Origin of the sequence: uncultured Sphaerotilus sp., assembly GCF_963924895.1 — a bacterium.
In the GTDB taxonomy this organism is placed as follows: Bacteria; Pseudomonadota; Gammaproteobacteria; order Burkholderiales; family Burkholderiaceae_C; genus Sphaerotilus.
On record NZ_CAWURG010000012.1, the window covers coordinates 47145 to 68826 of the forward strand.

The following is a 21682-nucleotide window of genomic DNA, read 5'->3' on the forward strand; positions in this document are numbered from 1 at the left end:
GCAGGGTGCAACAAGTCGCCGTTTCGGGCGATCGGCCAGAGGTGATTTCTGCATTTTCGGATCTATGCTGTCCGGCTGCTCGACCGCTCGCCTGCCTGCCATGATCTACGACGCCCATTCCAGCGCCCTGTACGCCGACGACGGTACCTTCCTGCACACCGTCTACTGCCCGATGGCGCTGACGCCTGACCAACTCGACGCGCTCTATCCCGATTCCGGTGACCGCCACTGTCATCAGTGCAAGCGCCGCATCCACCGCCTGGACGGGCTGAGCGACGAGCAGGCCAAGGCGCTGTTCCGCGCCGATCCGCGGGCCTGCATCTTCTCCACCGAGAAGGCGCGCAACATCGTCTTCCTGCACCGCCGCGAGCAGCGCGAGGGCAATCGGGAAGGGCTGCCGGTCATTCGGACGGCACGGAATCTGCCGGCGATGAAAGCCGCGCACCAGCAAGGATTCCGGCTGCTGCTGCGCGAGGTCGGTACTGCGCCGGAAGAGGGGGAGATCAAGTACATCGTCTACCAGCACCGGGACACGGGCGAGATCTGGTGGAGCGGTGATCGGCGCGACGCCTATCCGATCGAACGCTGGTCGGATCAGGATCCAGAAGCGTGGGAGCTGGTCAAGAACTGGTTCTACGCCCGGTCAGACCAGCCTTTCCCTCTGGCGGCTTATCTCATTCCGAAGGATCTGCCGCCGCACACGTCGGTGTTCATCGAGGACGTGATCGAGGATGAGCGCCTGATGTCTTGGAACCAGGGGAACTCGGAGCGCATCCATGCGACGGAGGGTTTCTGGACGGGATCAGCGCTGCGACTGGGATCGTTCGAAGCTGCGGGGCTTTGTTGCATAACCCCGCCAAGGCTGAGTTTCCCCTGACCCCAGACGGAGTTACGCCACAGCCTGCGTCACCGGGGTGCCCAGGTGGGTGAAGCGATTCAGCACCGCAGCCCGCACCTGCAACTCCACCACCTGACGCTCGAAGGTGCGCGCCATCACCCGCTCGCCCAGCAGCTTGAAGCACCGCATCTTCGTCTCCACCAGCGAGCGCCGGTGGTAGCCGCTCCACTGCTTCCAGATCCCCCGCCCCAGCCGATTCGTCGCCCGCAGGATCTCGTTGCGTGCCGCCGCTCCCGGCCGCTTGGCCTTCCACGGCTGGGCGTTCTTGCGCGTCGGAATCACCGCTTCGGCCCCTCGCTCGGCGATCGCATCGTGGCAACCCTGCGTGTCATACGCCCCGTCCCCGCTCACCGACAGCACCACTTCCTCGGTCGGGATCTGTCCCAGCAGCTCCGGCAGCATCGGCGCGTCCCCCACGCCGTTGTCCGTCACCTCGATCGCCCGGATCTCCAGCGTCTCGGCGTCGATCCCCAGGTGAACCTTGCGCCACTGCCTGCGGTACTCCGCCCCGTGCTTCTTGGTCTTCCACTCGCCTTCTCCCAGCATCTTGATCCCCGTCGAGTCCACCAGCAGGTGCAGCCCGCCCCGGCTCGGGCGGGCCTTGATCTCCACCGTCAGGCGCTTCTCTCGCCGGCTCATCGTGCTGTAGTCCGGCGCCTGCCAGTCCAGCCCCGACAGCTCCAGCACGCTCTGCACGAACCCTTGCGTCTGGCGCAGCGCCAGTCCGAACAGCACCTTCATCGTCAGGCAGCACTGCACCGCCGCGTCGCTGTACGTCGTCGGTCTCCCAGGCTTGCCGCTGACTGGCGCTGCCTGCCACGCCATGTCCCGGTCCAGCCACATCGTCAGCGATCCCCTGGCTCTCAGCGCCTTCGTGTAGGGCGACCAGTTCTTCGTCGTGTACTTCTTCTTCGCCGGCTTGCTCATCCCGTCAGCCTACCTCACCACTCGACCACTGGCCGGCTGGGTGGGTTGTGCAACAAAGCCTAAAAATAGCCAAAACCTTGCATTGTCCGTGTAACCCAACACGCCGCCGCAAGGCCTGCCAGCATACGGAATTTTCACTTCAGGTCTACGCTCGTCACCCCGCCACCAACCCTACCGCCAACCGATCATGCCGCTCCACGAGCGGCCCCAGATCCAGCGTCGTCAACGCCCCCTCGCGCACCAGCACCCGCCCCCCGACGATGTTCCACGCGACCGACGGACTCGCGCACAGCAGCAGCGCCGCCAGCGGGTCATGCACCGCGCCGCCGGCCATCGCCAGCCCGCCCGTGGACCACAGCACCAGATCGGCCGCCATCCCCACCGACAGGTGCCCGATGTCATCCCGGCCGAGCACCTTCGCGCCGCCCCGCGTGGCAATCTCCAGCGCATCCCGCGCCGTCATCTCCGCCGGCCCGAGGTCGCAGCCGTAGCGCAGCACGCCGCCCGCGTCCCTCTCCGGCGGCTGCATCGCCCGCCCGACCCGCGCCAGCAGCAGCGCCTGACGAGCCTCGTTCAACAAGTGCGCCGCGTCGTTGCTCGCGCTGCCGTCCACGCCGAGGCCGACCGGCACGCCCGCGTTCAGCATCCGCCGGATCGGCGCGATGCCCGAGGCCAGCCGCATGTTGCTGCACGGGCAGTGCGCGACCCCCGTGCCGGTCGCGGCGAAGCGCGCCAGGCCGTGCGCGTCGAGCTTGACGCAGTGCGCGTGCCACACGTCCTCGCCCAGCCAGCCGACGCTCTCGGCGTACTCCGTGGGCGTCATGCCGAACTTGAACTGGCTGTAGGCGAGGTCGTGGTCGTTCTCGGCCAGGTGGGTGTGCATCCGCGCGCCGAGGCTGCGGGCCAGCGCCGCCGAGTCGCGCATCAGCTCCCGGCTGACCGAGAACGGCGAACACGGCGCCGCCACCACGCGCAGCCGGCTGTAGCGGCCGTTGTCGTTGTAGGTCTCGATCAGCCGCTGCGTGTCGACCAGGATCGCCTCCTCGCGCTCGACGAGGTGGTCCGGCGGCAACCCGCCCGCCGACTCGCCCACGCTCATGCTGCCCCGCGCGGCGTGGAAGCGCATGCCGACCTGCTGCGCCGCCTCGATCTGGTGGTCGAGCGTCACGCCGTTCGGGTAGATGTACAGGTGGTCCGAACTCGTCGTGCAGCCCGACAGCAGCAGCTCGGCCATGGCCACCTGCGTCGAGACCTGCACCATCTCCGGCGTCAGCCCGGCCCAGATCGGGTAGAGCGTCTTCAGCCAGCCGAACAGCTCGGCGTTCTGCGCGGCAGGCACGGCGCGGGTCAGCGACTGGACCATGTGGTGGTGCGTGTTCACCAGCCCCGGCGTGACGACGTGGCCCCGCGCGTCGATCACCTCCCCGTGGGCGCGCACCTCGTCGAGCACCTGCGCCGGCACCTCGCCCGCCACGTAGACCGCCGCGATCTGCACGCCGCGGATCAGCAGACTCGCGCCGCGCAGCTCGCGGCGGGTGTCGTCGAAGGTGGCGATCAGGTCGGCCTGGTGCACCAGCAGGAGGGGGGCGCGCGGGGTGTTCATGGCTTCATTGTCGGGGGAGGCGGGGCGCTGCCACAATCGTCGGGCGACGTATTCACCAAGGGGCCAAGACATGGGCGAGCCGCGACAGAAGATGGGCCTGGACGACTTCCTGGCCTGGGAAGACCTGCAGCGCGACGAGCGCCATGAGTTCGTGCGGGGCGAGACCTTCGCGATGGTGGGCGCGCGGCGTGTGCATGGTCTGGTCGTGATGAACCTGGGCCGGCACCTGGGCAATGCGCTGGACGGATCGCCTTGCCGGGTCTTTGCCGAGTCGATGCAGCTCCGCGTCGAACAGGATCTGTTCTACCCGGACTTGTTCGTCACCTGCGATGCCAATGACTTGATCACCGACCGGGTGTTCACCGCCCCGACGCTCATCATCGAAGTCCTCTCCCCCAGCACCGGCGAATACGACCGCAGCCTGAAATTCGCTCTCTACCGCCGCCTGCCGAGCCTGAAGGAGTACGTGCTGGTCAACCCGGAAACCCGCCGCGTCGAAGCCTTCCGCCTGCGCGACACCGACTGGGTGGTGCATGACATGAGCGACGCAGCCGTGCTGACCTTCGCCAGCCTGGGCTGCGAAGTCGCCATGGCCGATGTGTTCGCCGGGGTGACCGCCGCATGACGACCGCGCTGAGCACCCTCGAAACCCCCGCGCTCCTGCTCGACGCGCCGCGCCTGCACGCCAACATCGCCCGCATGAAAACGCGCATGGCTGCGCTCGGCGTCACGCTGCGCCCGCATGTGAAGACGGCCAAGTGCATCGAGGTTGCCCGCGCCACGGAAGGCGAGGGCGCGCCCCCCGGCCCGATCACGGTCTCCACGCTGCGCGAGGCCGACCAGTTCGCCGACCACGGCTGGACCGACATCACCTACGCCGTCGGCCTGACGCCGAACAAGTGTGCCCATGTGCGCCGGCTCCTCGACCGGGGCGTGGCGCTGACGGTGATCCTCGACAGCGTGGACGCGGCGCGGGCGCTGGCGGCGGCTTCCTTGGACTGGCCGACGCCGGTGGCCGTGCTGATCGAGATCGACACCGACGGCCAGCGCGCCGGCCTGCCGCCCGAGGCCCCCGAGCTGCTCGACATCGCCGCAGCGCTGGTCGGGCCGGGTGTGCGGCTGCGCGGCGTGCTGACGCACTGCGGCGGGTCGTACCACTGCCACGGCGAGGCGGCGTTGCGCGCGATGGCCGAGCAGGAGCGCGCCGGCGCAGTGCTGGCGGCCGAGCGGCTGCGGGCTGCCGGGTTCGACGTGCCGGTGGTCAGCGTCGGTGCCACGCCGACCGCGCTGTTCGCCGAGCGGCTGGATGGCGTGACCGAGGCGCGGCCCGGCGTGTTCGTCTTCCACGACCTGATGATGGAGGCGCTGGGCGTGTGCAGCGTGGACGAGATCGCCGTCTCGGTGCTCACCAGTGTGATCGGCCACCGCCGCGACCGGGGCTGGACGCTGGTGGACGCGGGCTGGATGGCGCTGTCGCGCGACCGCGGACTGGCGGGCGAGTTCACCGACCACGGGTTCGGCCTCGTCTGCGATGCCGATGGCCAGCCGATCGGCGGCGGCGACTGGATCGTGGCCGCGGCGAACCAGGAGCATGGCCTGATCGCGCACCGCAGCGGTGATGCGACTCGGCTGCTCGACCTGCCGGTCGGCACCTTGCTGCGCATCCTGCCGCAGCATGTCTGCGCCACCGCCGCGCAGCACCCGGCGTACGAGGTCCTTGGCGCGGACGGGCTGGTGCAGGCGCGCTGGCCGCGCTTCATGGGCTGGTAACGACCCGGGCGGCGGACCGAACAGCGTCCTGATCGCCCGCCTGTTTGTCGGGACAGGTCAGGAGGTGGCGCCTACGCTCGGGGCTAGCCGCGTGTCGTCACCCCATGCCAGAACTTGAATCCTTTTCGCTGGACCCCGCCAGCCCATCCGACTGGTCCGCCTTGCGGGCGCAGGGCCACCGCATGCTCGACGATCTGTTCGACCACCTCGAACGGATCCGCGAGCGGCCGGTCTGGCAGCCGATCCCGGCCGAGGTGCGCGCCGCGTTCGACGAGCCGCTGCCGGCCGCGCCCGTCACGCTGGCCGAGGCGCACGGGCGCTTCATGACCCAGGTGCTGCCCTACGCAGTCGGCAACACGCACCCGCGCTTCATGGGCTGGGTGCACGGCGGCGGCACGGTCGAGGGCATGCTGGCCGAGATGCTCGCCGCCGGCCTGAACGCCAACCTCGGCGGGCGCGACCAGATGCCGCTGGAGGTCGAGCGCCAGATCGTGCGCTGGATGCGCGACCTGTTCGGCTTCCCCGCCACCGCGGGCGGGCTGCTGGTCACGGGCTCGTCGATGGCCAACCTGATCGGCGTGCTGGTGGCGCGCACGCGGGCGCTCGGCGTTGGCTCGCGCGAGACCGGCGTGGCCGATCCGGCGCTCGGCCGCCCCCTCGTCGCCTACGCCGCCGCCAGCGCGCACGGCTGTGTCGCGCAGGCCTTTGCCATCAGCGGGCTGGGCACGCAGGCGCTGCGCCGCGTGCCGGTCGATGCCGACCACCGCATGGACCGCGTGGTGCTGGAGTCGATGGTCACCGCGGACCGCGCTGCCGGCCTGCGCCCCTTCCTCGTCGTCGGCACGGCCGGCACGGTGGACACGGGCGCCGTGGACGATCTGGATGCGCTGGCCACCGTGGCGGAGCGCGAGCAGATGTGGTTCCACGTCGACGGTGCCTTTGGCGCGCTGGGCATGCTCGCGCCGGAGATCGCACCGCGGTTGCGTGGCATCGAACGCGCCGACTCGATCGCGCTCGACTTCCACAAGTGGGGCCAGGTGCCCTACGACGCCGGCTTCATCCTCGTGCGCGACCAGGCCGACCAGCTCGCCGCCTTTGCCTCGCCCGCGGCCTACCTGTCGCGCCATCCACGCGGACTGGCCGCCGGCTCGCCCTGGCCCTGCGATCTCGGCCCGGACCTGTCGCGCGGCTTCCGCGCCCTCAAGGTCTGGTTCACCCTCGTCACCCATGGCACCGACCGGCTCGGCGCCGCGATCGCGCACAGCTGCCGCCTCGCCCGCCGCCTGCAAGCGCAAGTCGCGGCGCAGCCCGCGCTGGAGCTGCTGGCGCCCGTCGCGCTGAACATCGTCTGCTTCCGCTACATCGACCGCAGCGGCGCGCTGGAGGCCTCGGCCACCGACCGGCTCAACGCCGAGCTGGTCGCCGACCTGCACGAGTCGGGCCTTGCCGTGCCGTCCACCACCACGATCGGCGGGTGCACCGCCATCCGGGTCGCCCTGGTCAACCACCGCACCGTGGCGGCCGACCTCGACGTCCTGCTCGACGCCGTGCTGCGACTGGGCGACCGCCGCGTGCGCCTGACCGCGATCACCCGCCTGCCGGATCCCGCTTTCCCTTTCGAGACCACACCATGAACATGCCCTGCATCGAGTTCCAGCCCCGCCCGACGACCGCTGTCGCGCCTCCGCAGCTGATGGGTCTGGCCCGTCTGATGTCGATGGCCTTCCAGGGCACCGATTTACTCCCGCTGGCCCAGTCCCTGATCGCCCGCGCCACCGACGACGAACACGACGCCAACGCGCTGATGGACCTGTCCACCGTCCTGCTCTTGCAGGGTTTGCGCGAGGTGGGACTCGCCACCCAGGCCCAGGCGATCGACTGCCACCGCGTCTACCACCTGCCGGCCGCACACACGCCGGCGCTGCGCCTGCTGGCGGTCATGACGCCGGGTGACCTGATGACCAACGCGCCGCTGGCGTTCCTCGCCGAACGCTCGGATGTGGCGCTGACCATGCTCTATGTGCGGCCCGGCGAGGCGCTGCCCAGCTGGTTGCCGCCGCATGACGCACTCTGGATCGCTGTGTCCGAGTCCGACCCGGTGCGTGGCCTGCTCGAAGACCTGTCGCAGGCATGCGGTGCCTGGGGAACGTCCGTGATCAACCACCCCGAGCGCACGCTGCGCACGGCGCGCACCGAGGCCTGTGCCGTGCTGGAGGGCGTGCCGGGCCTGCACATCCCCGACACCATCCGCGCCAACCGGCCGATGCTGCAGCAGCTGGTGCGCTGCGAGGTCGAGCCCGGTCTCTGGCTCTCGGATGGCCGCTGGCCGCTCATCATCAGGCCGGTCGACTCCCACGCCGGCCACGGGCTGGCGAAGGTCCACTCGCCGTTCGAGCTGTCGCAGTACCTGTCGACCATGCCGGACGAGGCCTTCTACCTGTCGCGCTTTGTCGACTACGCCAGCGCCGACGGGCAGTTCCGCAAGTTCCGGGTCGTGCTGGTGGACGGCGTGCCGTATGCGGTGCACCTCGGCGTGTCCTCGCACTGGATGGTCCACTACCTCAATGCCGGCATGACCGACTGCGCCGCCAAACGCGCCGAGGAGGCGCGTTTCATGGCCGACTTCGACACCGACTTCGCCCGCCGCCACGCGCAGGCGCTGCAGGACATCGGCGAGCGCTTCGGCCTGGACTACCTCGTCATCGATTGTGCCGAGATGCCGTCCGGCGAACTGCTCGTGTTCGAGGTCGACCCCGGCGCGGCCGTGCACTCCATGGACCCGCCCGACCTCTTCCCCTACAAGCTGCCGGCGATGGAAAAGGTGCGCACGGCCTTCCGCGCCCTGCTGGACCGCGCCGTCGCGGCGCGTTCGAAGGCGGCCTGAGGCGCTGGCGGCATGCGCACGATCGCAGCACGTTCCCTGACCGAAGGCGGTGACGCCCGCATCACGCTGAGCGGGGCAGGGGCCAATGCCTATGGCTGTCCGCCGCTGCCGGATCCGGAGCTGGTGGCCCTCGGCTCGTCGACAGCCTCGGTGATTTCCGAGCCGGCCTTCGAGGCCGCCGCGGCGCTGTGCGTGCGGCTGGCGGCCCGGCGGGGCGAGCACGTGCCGGAGGCCGCCCGGCTGCGAGGCACGCTGCTGCAGCTCAGCGGCGCCGACGCCGTGCCCGGCACCGAGGCCGTGCTGGCAGCGTCCGGCACCGATCTGCATCTCTTTGCCACCCAGCTGGTCACCCGCGGGCCCGGTGTGGCGGTGCAGGCGGTCATGGCCGAAGCATCCGAGACCGGCAGCGGCGTGCCCGCTGCACTGGCCGCCTGCCATTTCGCTGCGGGCACCTGCCAGGGCCACACCGTGTCACGGGGTGCGCCGATCTCCGCGCAGTCACCGTGCGAGCCGATCAGCGTCGCGCTGCGCCAGGCCGACGGCCGGCTGCGCAGCGCGGAGGAGGTCGATGCCGACTTCGCCGCGGGCGTGGAGCAGGTCCTGCAGGCGGGTCGGCGCTGCCTGCTGGTCCTCACGGACCTGTCCAAGACCGGCCTGCTGGCGCCATCGGTGGCCTGCGCTGCCCGCCTGCACAAGCGCCACGGCGAGCGGCTGGAAGTGCTGGTCGATGCCTGCCAGTTCCGGCTCGCGCCCGCGTCGCTGGCCGATTACCTGGCGCAGGATTTCATGGTGGCGATCACGGGGTCCAAGTTCGTCACCGGGCCGGCCTTCTGCGGCGCGCTGCTGCTGCCGCCAGCGCTGGCCCGCCGCGCGCGCCGGCGCCCGTTGCAGGCCCTGCGCATCTACACCGCCCGCAGCCTCTGGCCGGACCACTGGCCGGCCGCCGAGGTGCTGGACGACGAACCCAACCCCGGCCTGCTGCTGCGCTGGCAGGCCGCGCTGGTGGAGCTGCAGCGCTTTCGCGCGGTGCCGGAGCCGCTCGTCGACCGCTTCCTGCAAGGCTGGGGGCAGGCCGTGGGCGAGCGGCTGCGCTCGGACGCGACCTTCGGCATGCTGCCGGTCGCACCGCTCGATGGGGCGCGGGGTGGCCGCTGGTCCGGCGGACGCTGGGACCGGCACCAGACCATCTTCCCTTTCCTCGTCTACCGCCGCGGCGCGGACGGCCGCCGCACGCCACTGAGCCTGAGCGAGATGGTGGATCTGCACCGCGCGCTGGCGCAGGGCGATGCGGGCGTCGGTGATCCGCCGCTGGCCGCAATGCGCTTCCAGCTCGGCCAGCCGGTCGCCTGTGGCCAGCGTGACGGTCAGCCGGTCAGTGCGCTGCGCCTGTGTGCCAGCGCCCGCACGGTGGTGGATGCAGCCCGGTCGCCAAAGGGGCGTGCCGAGGCGGTCGCGCAGGCGATGGCGGCGCTGGACAAGGTGCGCTGGCTGGTGCAGCGCCTGGGGTGAGACGCCCCGGCAAAACGCATCTATTCGGTCGTTTCCGGTTCCGTGGCTTCCCTAGCATCCATCCGTCCCGGTGCGCGCGGCGCGCCGACACGACGGCTTGTTTGCCCGCCTCCAGGAACCGCCCATGTCCGATCTGTCCCAGTCGCATCTGAAGTCCGCCACGCTGGCCGAAGCGCCGCTGCCGCTGTCGGCGCGCCCGCGCAAGGGCGGTGACGCGCCGTTCGCCTGGCCGACGCCACCGTTCGCGGCCTACGCGCTGCCCGAGCCGCAGCGCGAGCCGCTGGCCTGCGAGATCGAGGGGCGCACCGGCAACCTGATGACCGGCGAGCTGATGGCGATGGAGGTGTCGGCAGGCATCGCGCGGGTGCAGGTGCCGCCGGAGCGCATCTCGCTGCCGATGCGCTTCGACCAGATCCGGCGCATCACGCTGCGCACGCCCACCGTGCCGCTGGCCCGCCAGGCGGCGGCTCCCGCTCCCGCCGAGGCGACGCCCCCCGCGACGCCGGCCGAGCTGGCCTCCGAAGAACACACCCAGGTGCTCGAACACCACGCCGCCCAGCCCTACACCGTCCACCTCAACGGCGGCGGCTCGGTGGGCGGCGTCACGGTCGGCCATGTCGAGAACGAGGTCGGCCTGTTCCTGTTCGCACCGCTGGACGACCGCGGCACGGTGCAGACCTCCTTCATGCCGCGTTCGGCCTACGACCGCGTGCTGGTCGGCGAGCGGCTGGGCAAGCTGCTGGTGGAAGAGGCGGCGATCACGCCGGAGCAGGTCGAGCAGGCGGTGCAGATCCAGAAGAAGAACCGCGGCCAGAAGCTCGGCGAGCTGCTGGTCGCGCGCCAGATCGTCACGCCCGAACAGCTGCTCTCGGCGCTGGACAAGCAGGCACGCATGCCCATGGTGCGGCTGGGCGAGGCGCTGGTGGCGCTGGGCTATGTCACCGACGAGCAGATCGGCGAAGTGCTGGGCCAGCAGGTCACCGAGCGCATGCAGCCGCTGGGCGAGGTGCTGCTGAGCCGCGAGTGGGTCACGCAGCAGCAGCTGCGCGTGGCGCTGGCGCGCAAGCTGGGCTATCCGGTCGTCAACCTGAGCACTTTCAAGCCGCAGATCGAGGCGCTGGCCCGGCTGCCGGTCGATCTGGCGCGCACGCTGGAGGTGCTGCCGCTGGTGCACCGCGCCGGCCGGCTGGTGGTGGCGATGCAGGACGTGACCCGCCAGGCCGTGCTGGAGCAGCTGCAGACGCTGACCCACTGCGCGATCGCGCCCGCGCTGGCCGGCACGGGCGATCTGAAGGCGGCGATCGAGCGCGGCTACGAACGCCTGCCGATGCCGGATCTGGAGGGTGGATCCGCCGCGCCAGGGGCCGCTGCCGATGCGGGCGACGCGACCGAGGCGAGCACTGGCCGGCGCGCGGGCAAGTCGTCCAAGACCGACAAGGCCGAGCGCGCGAGCGGCCCGGTCGTGCAGCTGCTGATCACGCTGGTGGCCGACGCCATGGGCCGCGGCGCCAGCAGCATCCATCTGGAAAACCACCCCAGCGAGGACAAGCTCTGGGTGCGCCTGCGCCGCGACGGCCGCATGGAGCCGCACAGCGAGTTGCCCGGCAGCTACCGCAACAGCCTGATTCCGCGCATCAAGACGCTCGCCGAACTGGACGTCAGCGACACCCGTCGCCCGCAGGAAGGCCGGCTGGCGTTCTCGCGGCTGATGCAGGCGCACAAGATCGAGCTGCGCGTGACGACGCTGCCGACACACGGCGGTTTCGAGGACGTCGTGCTCGGGCTGCCGACGCGGCTGAAGACCTTGAAGTTCGACGGTCTGGGCCTGACGACGCAGGACCAGGAGCGCATCGGCGCCATGCTCCAGCGCCCGTCGGGGATGCTGCTCACGGTCGGCCCGGCCCGCTCCGGGCGCACCACGACCCTGTTCGCCGAGCTGGCGCTGGTGAACCAGCCGGACCGCAAGATCGTCTCCATCGAGGAGCGCATCGAGATGAGCCTGCCCGGTGTGCGCCAGATCGAGGTGAACCCGCGCAACGGCCACACGCACGAGCAGGCGCTGCGGGCGGTGCTATCCGCGGACGCCGACATCATCCTGATCGACACGATCCGCGACGCCGCCACCGCGCGGCTGGCGACCGAAGCGGCGGTGTCGGGCCGGCTGGTGCTGGCGTCGATGCCGGGGCGCACGGCCTCCGAGGCGATCCAGCGCCTGCTGGACATGGGCGTGGAGCCATGGAACCTCGGCGACGCGCTGCTTGGGGTGCATGCCCAGCGCCTGCTGCGCCGCTTGTGCAGCGCCTGCCGCATGAGCCGCTCGGCGAAGGATCCGGAAATCGACGAGTGGATCGAAGGTTACTTCCACGGCGCCGCAGTGGAAGCCGCCGACGTCGAGCGCGAGCAACTGCGCGCGAGCTGGCTGGAGCGTTATGGCCGCGACGGCCGCCTGCGCCGCTACCAGAGTGCGGGTTGCGAGCGCTGCCGCGACTCGGGGTACCGCGGCCGGGTGGCGGTGCACGAGCTGCTGGTGATCAACCGGGAGCTGCGCCGGCTGATCCGCGCGGGCGCGCCGGCCTGGAACATCCAGCGCCAGGGACTGGTGGACGGCATGCGCACGCTGCGGCAGGACGCCGTGGAGAAGATGCTGGCGGGGCTGACCAGCATGGACGAGGTGCGCTCCGTCGCCGATCTCTGAACCTGGGCAACGCGGTTCAGCGCCCGCGCAGGAACAGCGTGTCGAGTTCCCGGATCGTCACCTGGCGCCAGGTCGGGCGGCCGTGGTTGCACAGGTCGGCGCGCTCGGTGCGTTCCATGTCGCGCAGCAGGGCGTTCATCTCCTCCAGCGTCAGCCGGCGGTTGGCGCGCACGGCGCCGTGGCAGGCCATGGTGGACAGGATCTCGTCGTGCGCCCGCTGCACCAGCGCGCTGGCCTCGTGCTCCGACAACTCGGCGAGCACCGACCGCGCCAGCGCCACCGCATCCGCATCCCGCAGCGCCGCGGGCACGGCGCGCACGGCCAGCACGCCCGGCGACAGCGGCGCCACATCCAGCCCGAGCCGCGCCAGCGTGGCGGTGTGCGACTCGGCAGCGGCGACTTCGTTCGGCGTGGCCGAGAAGGTGGCCGGGATCAGCAGCGGCTGGCTGTCGATCGTGCGCTCGCCCGAACCATCGCCGAGCCGTGCCTTGAGCTGTTCGTAGACGATGCGCTCGTGCGCGGCGTGCATGTCGACGATCACCAGGCCGTGGCGGTTCTCGGCCAGCACGTAGAGGCCGCCGAGTTGCGCCAGCGCGCGGCCGAGCGGCCATTCCTCGGTGGGTGCGGATGTGGATGCTGATGCTGATGCTGATGCTGGCACTGGCGTGGCGTTCACCACCGGCGCGGCGCTCGGGCTTCTGGGCCAGTCGGGCGGCATCTCGCGGGCGTGCAGGGCGGCTGCGTGTTGCAGCACCAGCGTGCCCTGGATCTGCGGCGGCGGGCGCCACGCAGGCATCGGGGAGGGTGGCGCGTCCACGGTCTGCGACGAGGGGCGCATGGGTTCGGCGAGCGGATCGCCTGTCTCGTCGCCGGGCGCATCCGCCGTGCGCGACGGCGCCAGCGCCTGTTCCACCGCCCGCCGCACCGCCTGGTGCACCTCGCGCGAATCGCGAAAGCGCACCTCGATCTTGGTCGGGTGCACGTTCACGTCGACCCTGTCCGGCGCGATGTCGATGCGCAGCACATAGCTCGGCTGCCGCGAACCATGCAGCACGTCCTCGTAGGCCGCGCGCACGCCGTGCCCGATCAGCCGGTCGCGCACGTGGCGGCCGTTGACGTAGGCGTACTGCAGATCCGCCCGCGCCCGCGCTGCTTCGGGCAGTCCGACCCGGCCACTGATCGCCAGCGGACCCACCTGCACCGCGACGGGCCGGCTCGCGGCGATGAAGTCCGCCCCCAGCACGTCGCGCAGGCGCTGCTCGGCCGAGGCGGCGCGGAGCTGCTCGACCAGCTTGCCCTCGTGCCAGACCGCGAATCCGACGTCCGGATGCACCAGCGCGTGGCGCCGCACGGCTTCGAGGCAGTGGCCCAGCTCGGTCGCGTCGGTCTTGAGGAACTTGCGCCGTGCCGGGGTGGAGAAGAACAGCTCGCGCACCTCGACCGTGGTGCCGGTGGCGCGGGCCGCCGGGGCCATCTCGCCGGTGCGGGCGTCGATGCGCTGGGCGTGCGGGCCGTCGGCGGTGCGGCTGGTGATCGACAGCTCGGCCACCGAGCCGATGGCGGCCAGCGCCTCGCCACGAAAGCCCATCGTGCCGACCTGCTCCAGGTCGCTGAGCGAGCCGATCTTGCTGGTGGCGTGGCGGCGCAGGGCCAGCGGCAGCTCGTTGTCGGGGATGCCCGCGCCGTCGTCCTCGACCACGATGGCGCGCACGCCGCCGGCGCTCAGGCGCACGGTGATCTGCGCGGCGCCGGCGTCCAGCGCGTTGTCCAGCAGTTCGCGCACGACCGAGGCGGGGCGCTCGACCACCTCGCCCGCGGCGATCTGGCTGATCAGCTCGTCGGGCAGTTCACGGATGGGGCGGCGCGGGGGAGGGAGGATCGACATGGGGCGGATTGTAGGAACCCGGCCCGGGCGCGGTGCAGTGCGGTGAAATGCAGGCTTCAGTGCAGGTAGCGGCCGGTCTCGGTCAGCTGCACCAGCTCGACGAAGCGCGAGCCGCTCAGCTCCTGGCGGCTGAAGTTCACGGTCATGCCGGCGACGTACCACTGCAGCACCTTCAGCGTGGCGTGCAGCCGGGCGCGGCTGAACTCGCCGCGGCAGCGCTGCAGCGCCTCGATCAGCACCTGCGCGTTGAGCCAGCCCTCCAGACTCGCATAGCCGATGGGCACCTTGGCGGCGGTGGCCAGGGCGCGGTAGTCGGCGATCTGCCGGTCGCTCTCGCTCCAGGGGTAGGGGACGACCTGGGAAATCGCCAGCCCGCGCGCCTGTGCGCCGATGCGGCGGATGGCGTCCTCGTCGGAGACGATCGACAGGCCGTAGAACGCCGGGTGGCGGCGCAGCTCGGCGGCGGTGGCCATCACGGTGGCGGCCTGCGAGCCGTTGATGAACATCACGATGGCCTGCGGGGCCAGCGCGAGCAGCTTGCGGGCGGCTTCCTGCGCGGTGGCGCCGTCGGGGGTGACGGCGGCGGTGCCGGCCAGCGTCAGGCCCTGCGCGGTGAGGGCGTCGGCGATCAGCTTCAGGCCTTCCTCGCCGAACGGGCTGGCCAGGTGCACCACGCCGATGCGCTGCAGGCCGACGGTGGCCAGGTGCAGCGCCAGGGCCGCGGCTTCCTGGGTGTAGCTGGCGCGCACGAAGTAGGCGGCACCCTGGCACTGCGCCCGCACCGAGTCGGCCACCCAGAGTCCGCCCAGTGCGGGGACGCCGTGCTGGCGCAGCAGCGGCTCGATGGCGGCCATGCTCATGCTGCCGGCGCAGCCGAAGAGGGCGGTGGCGTTCTGCTCGTTGATCAGCTTGTCGCAGATGGCCTGGGCCAGCGCGGGGTCACCCCGGTCGTCGGCGGTGATCCAGCGCAGGCGCCGGCCGGCAACACCGCCGCGGGCGTTGAGCGTGTCGAAGGCCAGTTGGGCCCCGGCGTTGAAGGCCAGGACCGGCGGCGACAGCGGGCCCGTGAGCGGTGCCGACTGTCCGAACACGAGGTCGGAAGCGGCCCGGACCGGACCGGCGGACCACGCCAGCGCAGCGCCGGCGCTCGTCAGGACGAAGCTTCTCCGTTGCATGGATACAGGAAAGGGGGCGGGAAGAAGAGACGCGGAGGCGGGGACCGACTGTCAATCCCCGGAATGGACGGCGCCGAGTGTGCCTAGCGGATATTCACTTGTCATGTCCTTCCACGGGCTGCGCCGGGCGGGGACGTGTGGAATTGCGCAATCTGCTGCCATGTGGCGGTGTTAATCTCCCGCGCCATGGATCTTCTGCCCTTCCTCTTCGATTTCATCCTCCATGTGGACAAGCACCTGGCCACCTTCGTCACCACCTACGGAGCCTGGGTCTATGCGCTGCTGTTCCTGATCATCTTCGTCGAGACGGGGGTGGTCGTGATGCCCTTCCTGCCGGGCGATTCGCTGCTCTTCGTGGTCGGCGCGATGTGCGGTGTGGGCCTGATGGACTACACGCTGTCGGTCGGCCTGCTGTTCGCGGCCGCCGTGCTGGGCAACCAGTGCAACTACACCATCGGTCGCACCATCGGGCCCAAGGTGTTCCAGTGGGAAGACAGCCGCTGGTTCAACAAGCGGGCCTTCCAGCAGGCGCACGAGTTCTACGAGCGCCGCGGCGGCGTGACGATCATCATTGCCCGCTTCATGCCCTTCGTGCGGACCTTCGCGCCCTTCGTGGCCGGCGTCGCGCAGATGACGCGCAGCAAGTTCACGTTCTATGACGTGACCGGCGGCGCGCTGTGGGTGGGCGGCATCGTGACGGTCGGCTACTTCTTCGGCAATGTGCCGTGGGTGAAGCAGCACCTGGACAAGATCATCTGGTCGATGATCGGGATTCCCGGGCTGCTGGTGCTGTTCGGCGCCTGGAAAGCGCGCCGCAACGAAGCCAAGGCCCAGGCCGCCAAGGTCAGGGCCGTTTGACGCCCGGGGTCGCGGTCTCGGCGCGGCGACGCGCCGGGACGCGGCTGTCGAGCGAGGCCGGCTGGTAATCGACACGGATGCGGCAGCCGCTGGCCGGTTGCCACTGCGACGGCAAGGCCTTGCAGCGCTGGGCCAGTCCGGCCGCGTCCGGCTTGTTCCCCTTGTCCACCCAGTCCAGCAGTGCGCCGACGGCGCTCACGTACTGCGCGTCACTGGAGTAGCTGTGCTCGTGGTCGGCGGTGTAGACCTGCACCAGCCGGTCCGCCGCGCCCGACTCGGTCACGTTGTCGCGGAAGTAGGACTCCATCTCGACGAAGGCGGTCATGTCGTCGATGCCGTGCAGCGTCAGTGTTGGTAGTAGCAGGCGGCCGGTCGGGTCGGTGTCGCGGGCGAGTTCGGCCAGTGCGGCCGGGTCGGCCCTGTAGCGCAGCACGTCGCGGTTCAGCGCCGTGTCATCGGGCGCGCCGGCGTACTGCACCCCTTCGTTGCCGAACGGGTTGCGGCCTTTCAGCTTGCGCATCGCGATGTCCTGGAAATGCCAGGTCGCCCAGTTCAGGTGCGGCAGGATCTCCTGCTCGGGCAGCTTCACCACGCGGGTGAGCGTGTTCAGGCGCTGCTGCTGGGCGGCGCTGCGCTCGGCAGGCTTGCGCTGCACGCCCAGGCAGGCATCGACCCGCTCGGCCAGTTCCACGCGGGACAGTTTCGCTTCCGGCGGCAGACCCATCCACAGCGGATAGGCGGTCTCGTCGGGCTTCGGGTGGTTGCTGCACAGCGCCTGGTAGAGCACGCGCAGGTCGATTCGCACATCGTAGGCGCGGGTGCCGCCCGCCAGCACGCCGCTGGTGAGCAGCACGGCGTCGTAGGGCAGGGCGCCGGGTGTGGTGCGGCGCGGGTCGATGTCGGGGGTGACGTAGCGCTCGGCCATGCGGGCGGCGACACCGGCGCCCCAGCTCTGGCCGTGCAGCAGGGTGCGGCGCGGCTGGCCGATGGCGGCGACGGTGAGCTGGCGCAGCCGCTCGGTATCTTCGCCTGCCGCCAGCACCTCGACGCCACCCTGCCGGAAGCTCGATCCCGCCCAGGCGTGGCCGGCGCGCAGCATCACGTTCCAGCGCTGCAGATCGGCGGTGGCGCGGGCGAGTGTCGGCTCGCCAAGCGCGGGGCCGCCGTGGGCGTGGACCACCAGCACGCCCGTCTCCGGCTTCCAGTCCTTCGGCACCGCGATCCAGTACCAGGCGCCGAGGTAGTCGCGGCCGTTCAGGCAGCGTGCGCCCTCGGGCAGGCCGGTCGGACAGGTGGCGGCGGCAGGTAGCGTGGTGCCCGATGGCGCCGACTGTGCCGCGGCAGAGAACACCGCGGTGCTCAGCAGCAGTGCTGCCAGGACAGGGTTCAGCTTCATAGCAGACGCTCGCGGGCCAGGGGCGGGTTGCGGGAGAAGTAGCGCACGATGCCGGTGTAGACGGCCTTGACGAGTTGCGCCTGGTAGTCCTCGTCGCGCAGCTTGGCTTCTTCCTGGGGATTGGAGATGAAGGCGGTCTCGACCAGGATGGACGGGATGTCCGGTGCCTTGAGCACGGCGAAGCCGGCCTGTTCGACCTGCCCCTTGTGCAGCTTGCCGACCTGCCCGATGTTGCCCAGCACCTCGCGGCCGACGCGCAGGCTGTCCTTGATCTGCGCCGTCGTGCTCATGTCGAGCAGGGCGCGCAGCACGTGCGTGTCCTTGCTGGTGACGTTGATGCCGCCGATGGCGTCCGAGGCGTTTTCGCGCTTGGCCATCCAGCGGGCGGCCGTGCTGGTCGCGCCCGAGTCCGACAGCGCGAACACCGAGGCGCCGCGGGCCTCCGGCGTGATGAAGGCGTCGGCGTGGATGGAGAGGAACAGGTCGGCCTGCACGCGGCGGGCCTTGTTGACACGCTCGTGCAGCGGCACGAAGAAGTCGGCGTCGCGGGTCAGCATGGCACGCATCCCGGGGCGGGCGTTGATGCGCTCCTGCAACTGCTTGGCGATCTGCAGCACGACGTCCTTCTCGCGCAGGCCGGTCGGGCCGATGGCGCCGGGATCCTCGCCGCCGTGGCCCGGATCGATGGCGACGATGACCAGCCGGTTGATGCCGCCGCGGCCTGGAGGGACGGCGGGTGCACCTTCCGCGGAGGCCGGCGCGGTGGCGACCCGCGGTGGCGGCGGTGGTGCCGTCGGAGCGGTCGGCGCGCTGACGCTGCCGGCCGGGTTCACCGGCTCCGGCTTCAGCGCGACAGCGGGGGGTGCCGGAGGCATGGGCAGCGGCGGGCGCACCGGGCGGTCGACCCGGCCGATGAACTCGCCGAGTGCGTCGTCCACATCGGATGCGGCGCGGGCCGAGGCTTCGGCCGTGGTGGTCGCCGGTGGGGGCTGGACCGGCAGTGGCGTCGGGGAGGCTTCGCGCTCCTTCACCAGCGCCAGCAGCGGGTCGGGCGCCTGCGCGGGGTAGAGGTCGAACACCAGCCGGTAGCGGTAGGGCGCGATCGGCGAGAGCGTGAAGACTTGGGGCGTGCTCGCCTGCTTGAGGTCGAACACCATGCGGACCTGCCTGGGCTGGCTCTGGCCAAGACGCACACCGGCGATGTGCGGGTCGTTGGTGCCGATCTTGGCGACCAGCTCACGCAGCTGCGGACTGAGTTCGAGGCCGTCGATGTCGATCACCAGCCGCGCCGGACCGGCGGTGACGAAGTGGCGGGCTTCGAGCGCGGTGTCGGATTCGAGCGTCACCCGCGTGTAGTCGGCCGCGGGCCAGACCCGCACGGCCACCAGCGTGGCGCCGTGCACCAGGTCGCCGGCACCGAGCACGAGCACGAGCGCGCCCGCCTGGCGGAACCAGCCACGGCGGCTCACTGCGTGCGGAACATCTGTGGCGTGGGCAAGGTCTGGATTGGCGTGGTTCATGGCAGGGTCTCGTTCAACAGCGCCGCGCCCAGCGGCGTGCAGGCTTGCCACTGCGCCGTCCGGCTGTCCTCGCCTTGCGGCAGCAGCGACAGCGAGAGGTCCGGCACCGGCAGCAAGCCGCTGGCCTTTTCAGGCCACTCGACCAGTTTCAGGCCGGGACTGGCGAACAGGTCGCGAAAGCCGGCATCCTCCCACTCCCGGGGATCGCCGAATCGGTAGAAATCGAAGTGCCAGATGTCCAGTTTGTCGGCTTCGGCGGTCGCGGGCACCTCGTGCGGCTCGACGATGGCGTAGCTCGGGCTCTTGATGCGGCCGCTCACGCCGAGCGCGCGCAGCAGGTGGCGGGCAAAGGTGGTCTTGCCGGCGCCGAGGGGGCCGTGCAGTTCGATGCAGGCGCGGCGCAGCGCCGGATGGCGGGCCAGGGCGCGGGCGGTGGCCTCGCAGGCGGCTTCGTCGGACCAGTGCTGCTGGCGGGTTTCTAGAATCACCGGATGAACGACCTCAGTAATGCGTCGGGTTCGCCCGTTCCCGTGCCGGTGGCGCCCGATCCTGAACGGCTCGCCGGGCTGGTACGGACCTGGGCTGTCGAGCTGGGATTCTCACAGATCGGCGTGGCCGATGTACATCTGGCAACAGCCGAGCCGGGTCTTGTGGCCTGGCTGTCGGCTGGTTTCCACGGCAGCATGGGCTACATGGCCGCGCACGGGCTCAAGCGGGCGCGGCCGGCCGAGCTGGTCCCGGGCACCGTGCGGGTCATCACGGCGCGCATGGATTACCTGCCGCGCGACACCCCGGCCGACTGGCGGGCGCAGGAAGCCGCCCGCGCCGCGCAGCCCGGCGAGGCGGTGGTGTCGGTCTATGCGAGGGGCCGCGACTACCACAAGGTGCTGCGCGCGCGCCTGCAGCGGCTGGCGGACCGCATCGCCGCCGAGATCGGCCCCTTCGGCCACCGAGTCTTCTGCGATTCGGCGCCGGTGCTGGAGGTCGAACTCGCCGGCCGCAGCGGCCTGGGCTGGCGCGGCAAGCACACGCTGCTGCTGGACCGCTCGGCCGGCTCGATGTTTTTCCTGGGCGAGCTGTTCATCGACCTGCCGCTGCCCGTGACGCCGCCGGCCGAGGCGCACTGCGGCCAGTGCAGCGCCTGCATCGACGCCTGCCCGACCGCAGCCATCGTCGCCCCCTACCGGGTGGACGCGCGGCGCTGCATCAGCTACCTGACGATCGAGCACGACGGGCCGATCCCGGTCGAGTTCCGCGCCGCGATCGGCAACCGGGTCTATGGCTGCGACGACTGCCAGCGCGTGTGCCCGTGGAACAAGTTCGCCCAGCGCAGCACGCTGCCGGATTTCGACGCGCGTGCGCCCCTGCAGGCGCCGACGCTGCTGGCGCTGTGGGCCTGGGACGAGGCAACCTTCCTGCAGCGCACCGAGGGCAGCCCGATCCGCCGCATCGGCCACGCCCGCTGGCAGCGCAATGTGGCGGTGGCGCTGGGCAATGCGTGGCGCGAGACGGGTGATCCGGCGATCGCCGAGGCGCTGGCGGCGCAACGGCCCGGCGCCAGCCCTTTGCTGGCCGAGCACATCGACTGGGCGCTGGCTCAGCCGCCGTGCAGCCGCGAGAACAGCGTCAGCGCCACCGGCACGCTGACCATGCCCAGCAGCGTGGACGCCGTCACCAGCCCGGCGACGTAGACCCCGTCGCCGCCCATGCGCGCGGCCAGCACGTAGCAGCTGGACGCGGTCGGCATCGCGGCGAAGGCGACGAGGATCTGCGCTTGTCCGGTCGGCAGCACCAGCAGCACGCCGAGCAGCAGCCCGACCGCGGGCAGCACCGCGTGCCGGATCCCCAGCAGCGTGACCGCCAGCCCCGGCGCCTTGCGCAGCCCGCCGAACTGCAGCCCCGCGCCGACCGCCATCAATCCGAGCGGCAGCGCGGCGCCACCGATGCGCCCGAAGGTGATGTCGACCACCTGCGGCAGCTTCAGCCCCGCCAGATTGGCGACCAGCCCGGCCACGGTCGCCAGGATCAGCGGGTTGCGCAGCAGCTCGCGCCCGGTGCTGTGGCCGCCGTGGCGCGCCAGGCTCCACACCGCGCCGATGTTGCACAGCGGCACGCACAGCGCGATCAGCAGCGCCACCCAGGCGACGGACGCACTGCCGCCCAGCCGCTCCGCCAGCGCCAGCGCAACATACGAGTTGAAGCGGAACGCCACCTGCGCGCCCGAGGCCTGCAGGTGCGCATCCACCCCCCGCACCGAGCGCAGCAGCGACGCCAGCACGATGCCGGTGCCGACCGTGAGCAGGCCGCCGGTCGCCAGCCCGAGGGTGGCCGCGGGCTGCAGCGGGCTGCGCACGATCGAGGTGAACAGCAGCACCGGGAAGAGCAGCCAGTACACCAGCCGCTCGACGCCGCCCCACACGACCCGGTCGAGCGCTGTCCAGCGGCACAGGGCAAAGCCGGCGACGATCAGCAGGAAGTCGGGGAGCAGCAGCAGGGCGATGTTCAGCATGGCAACAGCCTAGCGCAGCCGTCTGGTTTTCCCCTACGCACCAACCACAACCG

17 protein-coding genes are annotated in these 21682 nt (G+C 71.0%); 9 read left to right on the forward strand and 8 right to left on the reverse strand.

The annotated features are described in order from the left end of the window. Nucleotides 1-100: 100 nt before the first annotated feature. A complete protein-coding gene (locus tag AABN02_RS04395) occupies nt 101-877 on the forward strand; it encodes a hypothetical protein (protein ID WP_338413701.1) in 777 nt (258 codons plus the stop codon). Nucleotides 878-889: 12 nt separating this feature from the next. On the opposite strand, the gene AABN02_RS04400 is transcribed toward AABN02_RS04395, so the two are convergent. Next, on the reverse strand, nt 890-1825 hold the full coding sequence (locus AABN02_RS04400) for an IS5 family transposase (RefSeq protein WP_338413702.1): 936 nt from the start codon (nt 1823-1825) through the stop codon (nt 890-892). A gap of 154 nt (nt 1826-1979) precedes the next feature. Further along, the gene (locus AABN02_RS04405; RefSeq protein WP_338413703.1) at nt 1980-3428 is read right to left on the reverse strand and encodes an 8-oxoguanine deaminase; all 1449 of its coding nucleotides are present in this window, start codon (nt 3426-3428) and stop codon (nt 1980-1982) included. Nucleotides 3429-3498: 70 nt separating this feature from the next. On the opposite strand from AABN02_RS04405, the gene AABN02_RS04410 reads away from it, so the two are divergent. The 6 genes from AABN02_RS04410 (at nt 3499) to AABN02_RS04435 (ending at nt 12286) form a co-directional block, all read left to right on the forward strand. Continuing rightward, entirely contained in the window at nt 3499-4053 is a 555-nt protein-coding gene (locus tag AABN02_RS04410) for a Uma2 family endonuclease (protein ID WP_338413704.1), read from the forward strand. Continuing rightward, nucleotides 4050-5198 (forward strand): alanine racemase, encoded by a 1149-nt coding sequence (locus AABN02_RS04415; protein WP_338413705.1) that lies wholly within the window; start codon nt 4050-4052, stop codon nt 5196-5198. Before AABN02_RS04410 ends, AABN02_RS04415 begins: the two co-directional genes overlap by 4 nt. A 104-nt stretch (nt 5199-5302) precedes the next feature. Beyond that, nucleotides 5303-6832 carry a pyridoxal-dependent decarboxylase gene (locus AABN02_RS04420; protein WP_338413706.1) on the forward strand — a complete coding sequence of 510 codons (1530 nt, stop codon included), beginning with the start codon at nt 5303-5305 and terminating at the stop codon, nt 6830-6832. Continuing rightward, nucleotides 6829-8082 carry a RimK family alpha-L-glutamate ligase gene (locus AABN02_RS04425; protein ID WP_338413707.1) on the forward strand — a complete coding sequence of 418 codons (1254 nt, stop codon included), beginning with the start codon at nt 6829-6831 and terminating at the stop codon, nt 8080-8082. The genes AABN02_RS04420 and AABN02_RS04425 overlap by 4 nt, the downstream gene beginning before the upstream one ends. A gap of 12 nt (nt 8083-8094) precedes the next feature. Beyond that, nucleotides 8095-9591: a hypothetical protein gene (locus tag AABN02_RS04430; protein ID WP_338413708.1), complete on the forward strand. Its 1497-nt coding sequence runs from the start codon at nt 8095-8097 to the stop codon at nt 9589-9591. A gap of 124 nt (nt 9592-9715) precedes the next feature. Then, a complete protein-coding gene (locus AABN02_RS04435) occupies nt 9716-12286 on the forward strand; it encodes an ATPase, T2SS/T4P/T4SS family (protein WP_338413709.1) in 2571 nt (856 codons plus the stop codon). Nucleotides 12287-12302: 16 nt separating this feature from the next. Here the strand turns inward: AABN02_RS04435 and mutL are convergent, their stop codons facing one another. Together mutL and AABN02_RS04445 are read right to left on the reverse strand one after the other, a co-directional pair. Continuing rightward, nucleotides 12303-14171 carry a DNA mismatch repair endonuclease MutL gene (gene mutL, locus AABN02_RS04440; protein WP_338413710.1) on the reverse strand — a complete coding sequence of 623 codons (1869 nt, stop codon included), beginning with the start codon at nt 14169-14171 and terminating at the stop codon, nt 12303-12305. A 56-nt stretch (nt 14172-14227) separates the two neighbouring features. Then, nucleotides 14228-15346, reverse strand: coding sequence for an ABC transporter substrate-binding protein (locus AABN02_RS04445; protein ID WP_338413711.1), 1119 nt, complete (start codon nt 15344-15346; stop codon nt 14228-14230). A gap of 186 nt (nt 15347-15532) precedes the next feature. Here AABN02_RS04445 and AABN02_RS04450 point away from each other — a divergent pair, with 186 nt between their 5' ends. Next, nucleotides 15533-16204, forward strand: a complete 672-nt coding sequence (locus AABN02_RS04450; RefSeq protein WP_338413712.1) for a VTT domain-containing protein — start codon at nt 15533-15535, stop codon at nt 16202-16204. Here the strand turns inward: AABN02_RS04450 and AABN02_RS04455 are convergent. From AABN02_RS04455 to tsaE, 3 genes are read right to left on the reverse strand one after another with little or no spacing between them, the layout of a single operon-like run. After that, nucleotides 16191-17600: a hypothetical protein gene (locus AABN02_RS04455; protein WP_338413713.1), complete on the reverse strand. Its 1410-nt coding sequence runs from the start codon at nt 17598-17600 to the stop codon at nt 16191-16193. The two genes, AABN02_RS04450 and AABN02_RS04455, sit on opposite strands and share 14 nt — an antisense overlap. Continuing rightward, a complete protein-coding gene (locus tag AABN02_RS04460; protein ID WP_338413714.1) occupies nt 17597-19120 on the reverse strand; it encodes an N-acetylmuramoyl-L-alanine amidase in 1524 nt (507 codons plus the stop codon). The genes AABN02_RS04455 and AABN02_RS04460 overlap by 4 nt, the downstream gene beginning before the upstream one ends. Further along, nucleotides 19117-19608, reverse strand: a complete 492-nt coding sequence (gene tsaE, locus AABN02_RS04465) for a tRNA (adenosine(37)-N6)-threonylcarbamoyltransferase complex ATPase subunit type 1 TsaE (RefSeq protein WP_338413715.1) — start codon at nt 19606-19608, stop codon at nt 19117-19119. The genes AABN02_RS04460 and tsaE overlap by 4 nt, the downstream gene beginning before the upstream one ends. A gap of 3 nt (nt 19609-19611) precedes the next feature. Here tsaE and queG point away from each other — a divergent pair, with 3 nt between their 5' ends. Beyond that, nucleotides 19612-20811, forward strand: a complete 1200-nt coding sequence (gene queG, locus AABN02_RS04470; RefSeq protein ID WP_338413716.1) for a tRNA epoxyqueuosine(34) reductase QueG — start codon at nt 19612-19614, stop codon at nt 20809-20811. Here the strand turns inward: queG and AABN02_RS04475 are convergent. Then, entirely contained in the window at nt 20718-21626 is a 909-nt protein-coding gene (locus AABN02_RS04475) for an AEC family transporter (protein WP_338413844.1), read from the reverse strand. The genes queG and AABN02_RS04475 overlap by 94 nt on opposite strands. Between the last annotated feature and the right edge of the window lie 56 nt (nt 21627-21682).

Excerpts from the sequence above, each read along its gene's own strand:
- AABN02_RS04395 (WP_338413701.1), top strand. The coding sequence starts at position 101 with ATGATCTACGACGCCCATTCCAGCGCCCTGTACGCCGACGACGGTACC.
- AABN02_RS04400 (WP_338413702.1), bottom strand. The coding sequence starts at position 1,825 with ATGAGCAAGCCGGCGAAGAAGAAGTACACGACGAAGAACTGGTCGCCC.
- AABN02_RS04405 (WP_338413703.1), bottom strand. The coding sequence starts at position 3,428 with ATGAACACCCCGCGCGCCCCCCTCCTGCTGGTGCACCAGGCCGACCTG.
- AABN02_RS04410 (WP_338413704.1), top strand. The coding sequence starts at position 3,499 with ATGGGCGAGCCGCGACAGAAGATGGGCCTGGACGACTTCCTGGCCTGG.
- AABN02_RS04415 (WP_338413705.1), top strand. The coding sequence starts at position 4,050 with ATGACGACCGCGCTGAGCACCCTCGAAACCCCCGCGCTCCTGCTCGAC.
- AABN02_RS04420 (WP_338413706.1), top strand. The coding sequence starts at position 5,303 with ATGCCAGAACTTGAATCCTTTTCGCTGGACCCCGCCAGCCCATCCGAC.
- AABN02_RS04425 (WP_338413707.1), top strand. The coding sequence starts at position 6,829 with ATGAACATGCCCTGCATCGAGTTCCAGCCCCGCCCGACGACCGCTGTC.
- AABN02_RS04430 (WP_338413708.1), top strand. The coding sequence starts at position 8,095 with ATGCGCACGATCGCAGCACGTTCCCTGACCGAAGGCGGTGACGCCCGC.
- AABN02_RS04435 (WP_338413709.1), top strand. The coding sequence starts at position 9,716 with ATGTCCGATCTGTCCCAGTCGCATCTGAAGTCCGCCACGCTGGCCGAA.
- mutL (WP_338413710.1), bottom strand. The coding sequence starts at position 14,171 with ATGTCGATCCTCCCTCCCCCGCGCCGCCCCATCCGTGAACTGCCCGAC.
- AABN02_RS04445 (WP_338413711.1), bottom strand. The coding sequence starts at position 15,346 with ATGCAACGGAGAAGCTTCGTCCTGACGAGCGCCGGCGCTGCGCTGGCG.
- AABN02_RS04450 (WP_338413712.1), top strand. The coding sequence starts at position 15,533 with ATGGATCTTCTGCCCTTCCTCTTCGATTTCATCCTCCATGTGGACAAG.
- AABN02_RS04455 (WP_338413713.1), bottom strand. The coding sequence starts at position 17,600 with ATGAAGCTGAACCCTGTCCTGGCAGCACTGCTGCTGAGCACCGCGGTG.
- AABN02_RS04460 (WP_338413714.1), bottom strand. The coding sequence starts at position 19,120 with ATGAACCACGCCAATCCAGACCTTGCCCACGCCACAGATGTTCCGCAC.
- queG (WP_338413716.1), top strand. The coding sequence starts at position 19,612 with ATGAACGACCTCAGTAATGCGTCGGGTTCGCCCGTTCCCGTGCCGGTG.